This is a genomic window from Massilia sp. PAMC28688 (assembly GCF_019443445.1).
Lineage (GTDB): Bacteria > Pseudomonadota > Gammaproteobacteria > Burkholderiales > Burkholderiaceae_D > Telluria_A.
Genome location: NZ_CP080378.1, coordinates 720,254 through 734,130, shown reverse-complemented (window position 1 = coordinate 734,130; position 13,877 = coordinate 720,254). Strand labels below are relative to the sequence as shown.

The window sequence follows — 13,877 nt, the reverse complement described above, 5'->3', positions numbered from 1 at the left end:
GCAAAAAAAAACCGCACGGCTTAATCGCCGCTGCGGTTTTTTTTCGTCCCCTGCAAAGCGCAACGAGGCCAGGCGCTCGCCCGCCGCGTCCTGAAGGACCCGGGCCCGGTCAGGCTGCGGGCTGAGCCTGGCCCCACAGGGCCGCCAGCGTGGCAGTTGCCGCCATGCCGGCCGTTTCTGTGCGCAGCACCCGCGGTCCCATCGACAGCGCCAGCGCGCCGGCCGCGACGGCCTCCTCTTCTTCCTGCGCCGTGAAGCCTCCCTCCGGTCCGATCATTATGGTAAGCGCGTGTGGCTGCTGCGTCTGCGCCCATGCCGCCAGTGAGGTGCCGGCGCGCGGCGAGAGCAGGATGCGGCGTTGCGCGCCCGGGGTGGCAATGAAGCTGCCGAAACTTTCCACCGGCGCGAGCTGCGCAAGGCGGTTGCGCCCGCTCTGTTCGCTCGCCGCGACGATCACGCCCTGCCAGTGCGCCAGGCGCTTTGCGGCCCGTTCGCCTGACAGACGCACCACGCAGCGCTGAGCTGCCAGCGGGGCGATGCTTGTCACGCCTAGTTCCACTGCCTTTTCAATGATCCAGTCCATCTTGGATGCTTCCGGCAGGGCCTGAGCCAGCGTTAGGGCAAACGGCAGCTCGGCTTCGCGCGCCACGTGGGCGCCCAGCAGGGCCCGGGCGCGCTTCTTATCCACGCTCAATAATTCGGCCGCATATTCGCCGCCTTCGCCATTGAACAAGGTCAGCATGGCCCCAGGCTGCAAGCGCAGCACGTGCACATGGTGGGCCACGGCGTCGGGCAGATCGAGGGGCAGGCCTGGGGCGAGGGGCAAGGAGCAGTAAAAGCGTGGCATAGGGCAGAGGGCGAAGGCGAAACAATGCCGCATTCTAATAGGCTGCCCCCTTGTCTGGTAAAATAGTTGGCTCAGTAATCCCTGCAACGCCGCCGCACTCCCATTCCCACAGACCCTTAGCTACCCATGAACTCGACGCTCCCTACCACCTTGATGGCCAACGCGATCCGCGCGCTGGCAATGGACGCTGTACAACAGGCCAATTCAGGCCATCCAGGCATGCCGATGGGCATGGCCGACATTGCCGTGGCGCTGTGGGCCGGGCACTACCAGCACAATCCGGCCAATCCAAAGTGGATCAACCGCGACCGTTTCCTGCTCTCGAACGGCCATGGCTCGATGCTGCATTACGCCTTGTTGCACCTGTCGGGCTATGCGCTGACCATGGACGACATCCGCGCCTTCCGCCAGATGCATTCGAAGACCCCGGGCCACCCGGAAGTGGACATCACGCCCGGTGTCGAGACCACCACCGGCCCGCTGGGCCAGGGCATTGCCAACGCGGTCGGCATGGCCTTGTCGGAATACCTGCTGGCAGCGCAATTCAATAAGCCAGGCCACGAGGTGGTGGACCACTACACCTACGCCTTCCTGGGCGATGGCTGCCTGATGGAAGGCATTTCGCATGAGGTGTGCGCACTGGCCGGCACCCTGGGCCTGAAAAAGCTGATCGCCCTGTACGACGACAATGGCATCTCGATCGACGGCAAGGTGGAAGGCTGGTTCACCGACGACACGCCCAAGCGCTTTGAATCGTACAACTGGAATGTGATCCGCGATGTGGATGGGCATGACGTGGCTGCGGTGGACGCTGCCATTGCCCAGGCCAAGCTGGCCGACAAGCCAACCCTGATCTGCTGCAAGACCATCATCGGCAAGGGCTCGCCCAACCTGCAGGGCGGTGACAAGGTCCATGGCGCGGCCCTCGGCGACAAGGAAGTGGCAGCCGTGCGCGAGCACCTGCTGTGGACCTCAGTGCCATTCGAGATCCCGGCCGACGTCTACAGCGCCTGGGATGCCAAGGCCGCCGGTGCCGCGCGCGAGGCGAAGTGGAACGAGCAGTTCAGCGCCTACCGCGCGCAATTCCCGCAAGAGGCCGCGGAACTGGAGCGCCGCATGAACGGTGAGCTGCCGGCCAACTTCGAGCAGCTGGTCGCGGACGCCATCGCGTCCTGCGTCGAGAAGAAGGAAACCATTGCCACGCGCAAGGCAAGCCAGAACGCGATCCAGGCCCTGGCGCCATCGCTGCCGGAATTTTTGGGCGGCTCGGCCGACCTGACCAGCTCCAACCTGACCAATTGGAAGGAATGCGTGGCCCTGCGTTCGGGCAAGCCCGGCAACCATGTCAACTATGGCGTGCGCGAATTCGGCATGAGCGCCATCATGAACGGCATCGCCCTGCACGGCGGCTTCATCCCGTTTGGCGCCACCTTCCTCACTTTTTCGGACTACAGCCGCAATGCGCTGCGCATGGCCGCGCTCATGAAGCTGCGTTCCATCTTTGTATTCACGCACGACTCGATCGGCCTGGGCGAAGACGGTCCGACCCACCAGTCGATCGAGCATGTCTCGTCGCTGCGCCTGATCCCGAACCTGGACAACTGGCGCCCGTGCGACACGGTCGAGTCGGCCGCGGCCTGGGGCGCTGCCGTGCGCCGCAAGGACGGCCCGTCGACCCTGATTTTCTCGCGCCAGAACTTGCCGTACATGGAGCGCAATGATGCGCAGATCGCCGACATCGCCCGCGGCGGCTACGTGCTGCAGGACGCGGCCAATGCCAAGGTGATCCTGATGGCCACCGGTTCGGAAGTCGAGCTGGCCATGAAGGCTGCTGCCGCCCTCACGGCCGAAGGCGTGGCCGTGCGCGTGGTGTCGATGCCGTCGACCGACGTGTTCGACCGCCAGGACGCCGCTTACAAGGCGAGCGTGCTCACGCGTGGCGTGCCGCGGGTGGCCATTGAAGCCGGCGTGACCGATTTTTGGTATAAATACGTCGGCCTGGAGGGCGCCGTGGTTGGCATCGATACCTTCGGTGAATCGGCCCCGGCACCGGTGCTGTTCAAGCACTTCGGTTTCACGGTCGAGAACGTCGTGGCCAAGGCCAAGCTGGTTCTGGCGGCCTGAACAAAATATAGCGAGTCCCCTTTTTCTATCAATCAGGAGCAAAAAGTATGACGATCAAAGTTGCAATCAACGGTTATGGCCGTATCGGCCGCAATGTGCTGCGCGCTTTCTACGAAGGCGGCAAGAAGCAGGACATCCAGATCGTGGCCATCAACGACCTGGGCGACGCCAAGTCAAACGCGCACCTGACCCGCTATGACACGGCGCACGGCAAGTTTCCCGGCACCGTCACGGTCGATGGCGACAACATGATCGTCAACGGCGACCCGATCCGCGTATTCGCGCAGCGTAACCCTGCTGACATTCCCTGGGGCGAGCTGGGCGTGGACGTGGTACTGGAATGCACGGGCTTTTTCACCACCAAGGAAAAAGCCTCGGCTCACCTGAAGGGCGGCGCCAAGAAAGTCATCATCTCGGCGCCGGGCGGCAAGGACGTGGACGCCACCATCGTCTACGGCGTCAACCAGTCGGTGCTCAAGGCATCGGACACGGTGATTTCCAACGCGTCGTGCACCACCAATTGCCTGGCTCCGCTGGTCAAGCCACTCAACGATGCCATCGGCGTGGAAAGCGGCCTGATGACCACCGTGCACGCGTACACCAACGACCAGGTGCTGTCGGACGTGATGCATGAAGACATGCGCCGCGCCCGCTCGGCCACCCAGAGCATGATCCCGACCAAGACCGGCGCGGCTGCCGCGGTGGGCCTGGTGCTGCCGGAGCTGAACGGCAAGCTGGACGGCTTTGCAGTGCGCGTGCCGACCATCAATGTGTCGCTGGTGGACCTGACCTTCATCGCCAAGCGCGATACGACGGTCGAGGAAGTCAATGCCCTGATGAAAGCTGCAGCCGAAGGTGACATGAAGGAAGTGCTGACCTACCAGACCGAGCCGCTGGTATCGATCGACTTCAACCACAACCCGGCCTCGTCGAACTTTGACTCGACCCTGACCAAGGTATCGGGCCGCCTGGTGAAGGTATCGTCGTGGTACGACAATGAGTGGGGTTTCTCGAACCGCATGCTCGACACGACTGTGGCGCTGATGAACGCGAAGTAATTCGCTGCAAGCAGGAACATGTAAAACGCCCTTCGGGGCGTTTTTTTATGTGCGCCCAGCATGGGCGCACATAAAAAAAGACCGCCCGAAGGCGGCCTTTCAAGTGCGGAGAGCGAGACTTTAGAACTCGTAACGTGCCGTGACACGCACCGTCCGTGGCGACTGGAACTGCGTCGGACGCTGGTAGTTCGGGTTCAACTTGCCTTCGGTGGCAGACGTCGTTGCGCGGCTGTAATCGCGCGTCTCATTCCACTCGCTAACTTGCTGCGAGTCGAATACGTTAAACACATCCATCTGCAGCGTCAGGCGGCCTTTGGCCAGCTTAGGCATATAAGCGACGTTCATGTCCAGCGTGCCGTTCCATGGGGTACGGCCAGCCGTACCGCGCTGCCCCAGGACTGACTGACCCTGATTATTCAGGCAGTAGTACGAGGATGCAGTGGTGTAGTTACGTGCATCGGAGTAGTCCGCTGCAGTGTGAGGAACAAAACCGATGCAGCTGGTTGGGCGACCCGAAGAAACCGTGCCGTTCATGCCCACACGCAGTGTGTCGTTGAGCATGTAGTTACCATAGACCTTGAACACATGCGTGCGGTCGTTGGAGGTGTAGCCGTCTGCGCCGTCATCGAGCGATGGGAAGTCGAAGTCCTGCGAAACGCCGGCGTCTTCCTGGTTGATGACCGAATTGACATAGCCTTCCGCGGTACCCTTGGTACGCGACCAGGTGTATGAAGCGTTCAGGTTCCACTTGCCGTCAAATGGACGGTCAGCGGAGAACTCGATAGCATCATACTTGCGGGTGTACTGCCCCAGACCAATATAGCTTGCCGGGAAAGTCACTGGCTTGAGTGTGCCATTATTTTCCAGGTCGACATTCAGCGTAACATCCTGGCCAGGATTAACGAGAATACAGCCGGCCATGGTGCCCGAATCGAAGTTGGTGAAGCCTTTGTCTTCAGCATAGTTCTCAAAGGCCAAGTGCGAGCAGTAGTCGTCCATGCCGTTGTTGACCTTACGGTGCGTACCCTTGACGCCCACCGTCCAGCCTTTGGCGATGTTCTTTTGCAGGCCCAAGATGAACTCGTCTTGTGACATTGGCTGCAGATTTGTGTCAGCAATCGTTGCTGGATCGGCCAGGCTACCGTCACCAACGATGCTGGCAACGCCGATTTCAGAACCCAGATTCAGCGGAGCGCCAGTGCGTGGATCCTTGCCGTTAAACGAGAAGAAGCGGGTTGACGAAGCCTCGCCACGGGTGGCACGGATGTTGGTGTTGGCAGCGACCGGAATATAATAGCGACCGGCATTCGCATACACTTTCATCGACGCATCACCGTTCACGTCCCAAGCTGCGCCCAGGCGCGGTGCGAACAGGTTGTCAGCCTTGACGAAGCTGACGCCATCGCCATTCTTGTTGTCGAACGATTCCCACCGCAGACCACCATACAGGGTAACGTTCTTGATTCCCTTGTAGGTATCTTCCAGGTAATATGCCTTGTTCTCGACCTTGAACTCGCCGGAAGTCGAGAAGCCGTCGCGGCGGCGCACATAAATGCCGTTAGGAGCTACTGCGCCAACAACGCCATTGACCGTGCCGGCCGAGTTCGCCTGGAAATAACGCCAGTAAACGCCACCCGAGTAAGTCAGGGTGCCTGCTGCCAAGGAAGCAAATTCCTGGTTATCGACGCCAGCGCGCAGCGTATGGTTACCCAGAACGTAGTCTGCGTCGACGCGGAACGCTTTACGGGTGTCTTTGTCGTCAGGACGGGTGAAGTCGCGTACCGAACCTGGGAAATTGTCAAAGGCCCAGCAACCAAGTGGGACCAGGCCCAGGTCGTAGACAACTGGGCAATCCTGGCCCTGCTCGCGCGCACCAACTGTCTTCGTTACCATGTCCTCGACCTTGCCGCCCAACACGGACAGCGTGAGATTATCGGTGAGGTAGCCGGTGTATTTCGCGATCAGTGTATGGCCGCCGCCGGTGATGGTGCTGGCTGCACCTTGGCCGACGTGGCTCGTTGCATAGCGTCCTGCGGGCAGCGTGTAATCAAGCACTTCCCGTTTAGTCTTGTTGGTGATGCCAGTAAATTCGAAACGATGTGCATCGTTAGGGGTAAAGTCTACCTTGATCATGCCGTTTGGCTGATTCGACAGGTTCTTGGTGCTGCCCGTCTGATCAAAACGATCCCAGCTATCACGGCGGCCCTCAATCACGCCAAACACGAACAGCTTGTCCTTGATGATCGGGCCACCGGCATAGACGTTAGCTGTCAGGTCGGTGTCGCGGTTAAAACGGTTATAGACCGTATAGCCAGCTTCGCCAGTGACCTGGTCATTATGGGCTGGATCAAGGTCAACAACATTGCGGCCGCGTCCTTGCAGTGCTTCAGGCGACCAGTACAGCGATGCGCCGCCTTGCCAGGTGTTGGTGCCGCGCTTGGTGGAGATCGAAATCACGCCACCGAGCGAACGGCCGTATTCGGCGCCATAGCCGCCGACCTTGACCTGCTGCGAGCCGATGGCGTCAAACGGCAGGTTGGCATAGGAAAGGAAGGTACGAATGTTAGTGACGTCAAAGCCGTTGATGTAGTAGCCGTTTTCCGCTACCGAAGCGCCGGCGAATGCAGGCAGGCCGCCGTTACCGAGGTCGCCGTCGCCCTTGACCACGCCTGGTGCCAGGGTAGCGATAGCGTTCACGTCACGTGCCACTGGCAGCGCGCGCATTTGCTCGGCGGTGAACACGGTGGTGGTCTCGACGCTGGACACGTCAATCGGGTTGCGCTTGCGCGAAATGACCACGCGCTGCGGGGTGTCGGAACCGGCAAGGATCACCTGGGTACCGGTACCAATGGCAACGGTGACTTCACGTGTCACGCCATTGCTGGTGACGGTGTAGTTGCCTGGTGGGAGCTTGGCTTGCGTAAACGAACCATTGGCATCGGCCACGATCTGGCGCGTGCTGTTGGTGTCAACGCTGGTAATGGTGATCTTCTGGCCGGCGGCGGCCTTACCGTAGATCGAACCCTCAGCTTGCTGAGCGTACGAGACGGATGCAACCAGCAAGCTGGCAGCGATCGCTACAGCGGTGCGACGCACCACTGAGTGACCGAGTGCTTTGTTATCCATTCCTATTTCCTTTTCAATATTTAGCTTAAACGGCTGTGAAGCCTATGGGGGAATTGTTTATATGTACAATTTTCACCGTGCAGTATCACAACATTATTGCAATTTGATGTCAATCCATACGCAATCTTTACGGTCAAGAAACAACATTTCCCGCATTCGTAACGCGTGCCACTTGACGGATACGTAAATCGATGCAGTTTCATCAAACGGTGCCCGTCAATACTGGTGGTCGCGTTAGCAATCTCTCGGGTCCCCGGTGCACAAAAGCAATGCCGTGCACCAAGTTTCCATCCGACACAGCATCGTTCTTGACATGACAAATCCAAATTGTCGCCGTGCTTTAACGCTCGGAGCGAGCCACGGGTCTGACAAGTTGTCTATGCAGTATGCATGGCAGACCCCGGATTGGTAACGCAGCGCTGTTCGAAAATGCAGAATAACAACACTTTTTGGCAAACTCATATCGACGTGGCGCGAAGGGGTGGTCGTATGCATATGCCATCGGCTACCATAAAAACTTCCATGTCGGCCCAGAGGGCGCACGGTCGCTCGCCATGCAATTGAAACGATGGCCAGTTTGCCGTGAAGCAGTCCAGCGGGGTGGATCCGGAAACGCGAACTTCGTGTCCGCACAGGCTTACCAACCACTATCACTATAAAAGACAGGCGTCCTTACAAGGGACGCCGACAACGGAGCTACCTTTGACTAAGCAATTCATCCTGAAGAAAAGCGTTCTTGCCGTGGCGATGACGCTGGCCACTTCGCAGTACGCACTGGCACAAGCCGACACCGCGCCGATCCAGAAAGTGGTCGTGACCGGTTCGAACATCAAGCGCATCGATTCCGAAACCGCTTCGCCGGTGACGGTCCTGCGCCGCGAAGAGATCAAGGCCACCGGCGCGACGACCGTGCGCCAGGTGCTCGACACGCTGACCTCGTTCGACACCGGCACCCTGCGCGACGACGGCAGCGCCACCAGCTTTGCGCGCGGCGCCTCGGGCGCCTCCATGCGCGGCCTGGGCAAGGGCGCCACGCTGGTGCTGGTCAATGGCCGGCGCGTCTCGAACTACGCGTTTGCCGATGGTGGCCAGGATGTCTTCGTCAACGTCGACTCGATTCCCGCCGACGTGATCGAGCGCGTCGAAGTGCTCAAGGATGGCGCCTCGGCCATTTATGGTTCCGATGCGATGTCGGGCGTGATCAACATCATCACCCGCAGCACCTACCAGGGTATCGGCGTGTCGGGCAGCATCGAGCGTCCGCAGAGCCACAAGTTTGGCGGCCAGCAGACCGCCGGCCTGGTGGGCGGCTTCGGTAACCTGGAAGCGGATGGCTTCAACGTGTTCGCCAACCTGGAAGCCTATAAGCGCCACGGCTACATGCAGAACGAAATTATTGGCAGCTACCCGGCCTGGCACAAGAAGTATGTGAGCCCTGCGTTCGGCGACCCCAGCCTGTTTTCCTTCCCCGGCAACCTGAACGAGCCGCGCGCCGGCACCCGTGCCGCCATCCGCACCGCCGTGGCCAGCTGCCCTGCCAGCCGCGTCAACACCGCCGGCCTGTGCACCAGCGACCTGACCGGCATCACCCAGTCCTCCGACAGCGCCGAGCGCCTGAATTTCTTCAGCCAGGCCAAATTCAAGCTTGGTTCGGAAATGCGCGGCTTTGCCGAAGTTGCCTACTCGACCACGAAAACAGAATACCGCTCGCTGCCGTACGCCAACGCTGCCGGTTCGCCAACCAACTGGTTCAACGGCTACCTGAAGCGGTCGGAATCGGTTGCCAAGCCCAAGCTGGCAGTAGGCAATCCTGCCAACCCGTACTCGTTCCCGGTGGGTATCGATTACCGCTTCATGGACAACCTCGACATGTGGAAGTCGCCGTCCGAAGCGAACCAGTACCGCGTGATGGCCGGCATCAATGGCCCGATCGAGCGCTTTGGCTTTGAGTGGGAAGTGGCAGCTGGCCGCGTCGGTGGCGATGCGGAATCGCGCGATCATGGCGCCCACCGCGACCGTTTCCCGGCAGCCGTGTCTTCCGGTGAGTATGTCATTGGCGGCCCGAACAGCCAGGAACTGCTGGACCGCATGTTCCCCGTCATCGGCACCGATGCCAAGATTTCCCAGGATTTCGTGGACGGCAAGCTGACCGGCGAAGTCATGACCCTGGCGGGTGGTCCGCTGTCGTTCGCCATCGGTGGCGAGTTCCGCCGCGAATCGATGTACATCAAGTCGACCGACAACGTGGTCAACGCTGAAATCATCGGCCGCGGTTCGCTGTTCATCGACGGCCAGCGCGATCTGTCGGCCGTGTTCCTGGAACTGGATGCGCCAGTGACCAAGAAGCTGGTGGTCAATGCTGCGCTGCGCGCCGACAAGGCCGACGGCTTTGACGGCCACGTCTCGCCAAAAGTGGGCGTGCGCTACACCGTCACGCCGAAGGTGTTGCTGCGTGGTACGGTGGCCGGCGGCTTCCGCGCCCCGAACATTCCGGAAACGCTGGGCAAGGTTGGCCTGACCGGCTTTTTCAACAGCACGCTCGACCCCAAGCGCTGCGATACCGCCACCCGCATCCGCGACATTCTGGCGACGGGCACCAGCACCGACCGTTCGGACGCCACCGTGGCCTACAACTCGGGCTGCCTGACGTCGGTGCCGGCCATGATTTCGTCGAGCTCGTCGCTCAAGCCTGAAACCTCGAAGAGCCTGACGCTGGGCTTTGTCGCCGAGCCAGTCAAGAACGTGAATTTTGCGATGGATTACTACCGCATCGAGCGCGAAGACGAGATTGCCTACCGCCCGGTCAGCTATGTTCTGCAGCGTGAAGACAATGCGCCGTACAGCCAGTTCATCGTGCGCAACCCCGTCAGCGATACCGACCGCCGCCTGGCCGATCGCGCCAACGTGCTCAGCCCCGGCGCCAACCTGGCATTTACCAACGGTAATATCCAGTCGCTGCTGTTGAGCTATGAGAACTTCGGCAAGACCCTCACCTCGGGCATCGACCTGGATCTGTCGGGGCGCCTGAACATGGGCGCCAACGGCACCCTGACCGTAGGCCTGATGTCGACCATCGCGCTCAAGCTGCAGGAGTGGGACATCGATGCCGGTGCTTTCCGCCCGAACACGATTGGTCTGCGCGGCAATCCGAAGTACACCAATGTGCTGTCGGCGGTGTGGAAGAAGGGCACGTTCGCCACGAGCGTGCGCATCAACCGTACGTCGCGCACCGAACTGAACTTCGACGAGACCGACGAGGCACGCTGGAACGAAGCCGGCTGCATCAAGAACGTCAAACCAACCGACGACCTGCCATGCTACACGGCTGCGTCCATGCGGACCGACCTGAACTTCGTGTACTCGGGGTTCAAGAATACGCGCCTAACCGTCAACGTGCGCAATGCCTTGAAGACGTCGGCACCGGTTGACCTGCGCGGCGGTTACGCGCTGCGTCCACGTTCGATCAAGGTTGCGGCTGAGTACTCGTTCTGATGACTGGCTGAAGCGGGGCGGCGACAGCCGCTTCCGCCGGCACCCAAAACCGCATGCCTGCCTGGTGTGCGGTTTTTTTTTGCGGCGCGCAAGCGAGGGGCGAGCAAAAACGAGGACATAGGCGGGGAAGGCGCCCCCGCCCCGAGCCCGGCGCCGGGCCGCGCTTCGCTGGCACGCGCCGGCGCGCGGGAGGCGGCGTGACTAGGCCATGTCCGGGCCCAGGCAGGCATCCCACAAGGCGCGCACGGCGGCGGCGTGCTGCTCCACCTTGGCCGGGTCGATCCGGGCATTGTCGCGCCCCTGCAGGCGCAGCTGGTGCTGCAGGCGGCGCAAGGTGCGGTAAGCGTCGCCCACGGCCAGCGCCAGCGCGGCATCGATCAGCCCCAGTTCGCCGAACATGCGCAGCAGCGCAATATTGCCGATATTGATGGTGAGCTGCGGGTACTGGGCCGCGTGGCGCAGCACCAGGTACTGGACGATGAATTCAATGTCGATCATGCCGCCCTCGTCGTGCTTGAGATCGAACTGGGCGGTGCGGTTGGGGTAGGCTTCGCGCATCTTGCGCCGCATCTTGCGCACTTCCTGTTTCAGCTCCTCTTCCTTGGCGGCGCGGTCCTTGCGCAATACGCGCGCGCGGATGGCTTCGAAGCGCTCGCCGATGGCGGCGTCACCGGCACAAAAGCGCGCCCGGGTCAGCGCCTGGTGTTCCCACAGCCAGGCCGCATTGTCCTGGTAGCGCTCAAAGGCTTGCACCGACGACACCAGCATGCCGCTGGCGCCGTCCGGGCGCAGCGCGGTATCGATGTCAAACAGCATGCCGGCCGAGGTGGTCGCGGTCATCCAGGTAATGAAGCGCTGCGCCAGCCGCGCGTAGTTTCCCGGCGCTTCCTGGTCGTCGTCGTCGAACAGGAAGATGACGTCGAGGTCGGACACATAGCCCAGTTCCTTGCCACCCAGCTTGCCGTAAGCAATGACGGCAAAGCGCGGCACCTCGCGGTGGCGCGTGGCCACGGTGTTCCAGGCCGCGTCGATGGTGGCGGCGACGATGATGTCGGCCAGCAGCGACAAGTGGTCGGCCAGCTTTTCCACCGACAGGTCGCCGGCCAGGTCCATGGCCAGCAGGCGGAACTGCTGGGCGTGGTGGGCTTCGCGCAGGATGTCCATCTGGCGCTCGGTGTCGCCCTCGCTTTCGGCCAGCTGGGCCCGCAGGTCGATGGCCAGCTGGCCGTAATCGGGCAGGGTGTGGCGCATGCCGTCGTCGAGCAGTTCGTCTAGCACGATGGGGTGCTTGGTCAGGAAGGTCGCGGCCCAGCCGCTGGCGTACATCATGCGGATCACGCGCTCGAGCGTGTGCGGGTATTCGGTCAGCAGCGACAGGTAGGCCGACCGGCGCGCGATGGCTTCAAAAAAGTCGAGCAGGCGGCCGAGGGTGGCGCTGGCACTGCCGGCGCCGGGATCGGCCGCGGTCCGGGCGATCAGGGGCAGGGCGGCATTGACCAGGGCCAGCAGGCGGGTGCGCGAGGCTTCGGGCAGGGCCTGGATGCGCGGACTCTGCCAGGTCGCCATCAGGCGCCGAGCCGCGGCGGCCGGGTCGTCAAAGGCCAGCTGCGCCATGCGGTCCTGGATCGCTTCCTGCCGGTCCAAGTCGGCCAGGGCGTGCGAACTTTGCGGATCGACGTCGTCGGCCTCGCCCTCGCCCTTGGCCTTGTCGCTGAAAATGGCGTCGAACTGGGCGGCCACGAAGGCGCGCTCCTGGTCCAGGCGCGCCAGCAGGGTGGCGCTGTCGGGCAGCTGCATCATGCGCGCCAGGGTGGCCCGTTCGGCCTCGCCGGCAGGCACCGTGTGGGTCTGGGCGTCATCGATGTATTGGAGGCGGTGTTCCAGGTTGCGCAGGAAGGTATAGGCGGCCAGCAGGCGCTCGACCGTCTCGGCCGGCAGCAAGTCCTTCTCGGCCAGCACGCGCAAGGTGGCGCGGGTGGAGCGCTCGCGCAGGGCGGCGTCGCGTCCGCCGCGAATGAGCTGGAAGACCTGGGCCAAAAATTCAATTTCGCGGATGCCGCCCCGTCCGAGCTTGACGTTGTTGCTGCGGTCCGGGTGCAGGCGTTCCTGGCGCCCCACCTCGGCGCGGATCTGGGCGTGCATGTTGCGGATGGCGTCGATCACGCCAAAGTCCAGGTAGCGGCGAAAGACAAAGGGGCGCACGATGGCGTCGAGGGCGGCAATGTCGGCCTCGGTGCCGGTCACGGCGCGCGCCTTGACCCAGGCGTAGCGCTCCCATTCGCGTCCCTGGACAATCAGGTATTCCTCCACCATGTTCAGGCTGGCCACGAGCGGGCCGGATGCGCCGTTGGGCCGCAGCGCCATGTCGACCCGGAAGGTAAAGCCATCTTCGATGATCTCGGACAGGGCGGCAATCAGCTTTTTGCCCAGGCGCGTGAAGAATTCATGGTTCGACAGCTGGCGCTGGGCGGCGTCGGCCACGCGCGTCTCGCCATCTTCCGGGTACACGAAGATGAGGTCGATGTCGGACGAGACATTCAGTTCGCCGCCACCCTGCTTGCCCATGGCCAGCACCATCATTTCCTGGGGCAGGCTTGACTCGTGTCCCATCGGGGTGCCATGGCTGGCCACCATCTCGGCCATGAGGGCGGCCAGCTGGGTGCGGATGGCAAAGTCGGCAAAGCCGGTCATGGCCGCCACCACTTCGGCCAGGTCGGCCTGGCCGTCAAGGTCGCGCCGGATCAGGCCGCACACCAGCAGGTTGCGCAGGCGCCGCATGGCGCGCGGCAGGGGCAGGGGCGGACTGGCAGCCGCGCGCTGCCGTTCCAGGGCCGCCTCCAGGTCCAGGCTGGACAGGGGCGAGCGCACCAGTTCGTCGATCTGGGCCGCGCGCGCGGCATCGGCGGCCAGCCAGCGTTGGTAAAAGCGCGAGCAGGCGGTAAGGGAGGTGGCGGTCATGGCGGCTCTGGTTGGGTCATGGGCGGCCGCGGGCCGGCTGGCTGCGGTCCTGATGCGCCTGATAGTAAGGGGGCGCCGCCGGGGATGCAAGTGCGGCCGCGCAGCTGGCGCCCGGAGCGGGGCCCCGGTCACGTCGGTCATTAACACATAGAAACAATTCCTTGGCTAAAGTGGCTCGTCCATGGGCCCCGATGCGGTAGAATTGCCCCGGCGCGCCGCCCCCGGCGCACGCGCATGTCCCTCTTGTTGCCGCGGCGAGCCCTTTATTAGCG

The 13,877-nt window shown here is 62.4% G+C and carries 6 protein-coding genes; 3 read left to right on the top strand and 3 right to left on the bottom strand.

The annotated features are described in order from the left end of the window. Positions 1–109 precede the first annotated feature (109 nt). A complete protein-coding gene (locus KY495_RS03220) occupies positions 110–847 on the bottom strand; it encodes a 16S rRNA (uracil(1498)-N(3))-methyltransferase (protein WP_219882324.1) in 738 nt (245 codons plus the stop codon). A gap of 126 nt (positions 848–973) precedes the next feature. On the opposite strand from KY495_RS03220, the gene tkt reads away from it, so the two are divergent. Then, positions 974–2,971 (top strand): transketolase, encoded by a 1,998-nt coding sequence (gene tkt / locus KY495_RS03215; RefSeq protein WP_219882323.1) that lies wholly within the window; start codon positions 974–976, stop codon positions 2,969–2,971. Between the two features lie 47 nt (positions 2,972–3,018). Then, a complete protein-coding gene (gene gap, locus KY495_RS03210) occupies positions 3,019–4,029 on the top strand; it encodes a type I glyceraldehyde-3-phosphate dehydrogenase (protein WP_219882322.1) in 1,011 nt (336 codons plus the stop codon). A 120-nt stretch (positions 4,030–4,149) separates the two neighbouring features. On the opposite strand, the gene KY495_RS03205 is transcribed toward gap, so the two are convergent. Further along, on the bottom strand, positions 4,150–7,155 hold the full coding sequence (locus KY495_RS03205; protein ID WP_219882321.1) for a TonB-dependent receptor: 3,006 nt from the start codon (positions 7,153–7,155) through the stop codon (positions 4,150–4,152). Positions 7,156–7,857: 702 nt separating this feature from the next. Here KY495_RS03205 and KY495_RS03200 point away from each other — a divergent pair. After that, positions 7,858–10,647 carry a TonB-dependent siderophore receptor gene (locus tag KY495_RS03200; RefSeq protein WP_219882320.1) on the top strand — a complete coding sequence of 930 codons (2,790 nt, stop codon included), beginning with the start codon at positions 7,858–7,860 and terminating at the stop codon, positions 10,645–10,647. Positions 10,648–10,848: 201 nt separating this feature from the next. Here KY495_RS03200 and glnE read toward each other — a convergent pair whose 3' ends face one another. Next, the gene (glnE, locus tag KY495_RS03195) at positions 10,849–13,746 is read right to left on the bottom strand and encodes a bifunctional [glutamate--ammonia ligase]-adenylyl-L-tyrosine phosphorylase/[glutamate--ammonia-ligase] adenylyltransferase (RefSeq protein WP_219884057.1); all 2,898 of its coding nucleotides are present in this window, start codon (positions 13,744–13,746) and stop codon (positions 10,849–10,851) included. Between the last annotated feature and the right edge of the window lie 131 nt (positions 13,747–13,877).

Coding starts and splice junctions, on each gene's coding strand:
- KY495_RS03220 (WP_219882324.1), bottom strand. CDS start 847: ATGCCACGCTTTTACTGCTCCTTGCCCCTCGCCCCAGGCCTGCCCCTC.
- tkt (WP_219882323.1), top strand. CDS start 974: ATGAACTCGACGCTCCCTACCACCTTGATGGCCAACGCGATCCGCGCG.
- gap (WP_219882322.1), top strand. CDS start 3,019: ATGACGATCAAAGTTGCAATCAACGGTTATGGCCGTATCGGCCGCAAT.
- KY495_RS03205 (WP_219882321.1), bottom strand. CDS start 7,155: ATGGATAACAAAGCACTCGGTCACTCAGTGGTGCGTCGCACCGCTGTA.
- glnE (WP_219884057.1), bottom strand. CDS start 13,746: ATGACCGACGTGACCGGGGCCCCGCTCCGGGCGCCAGCTGCGCGGCCG.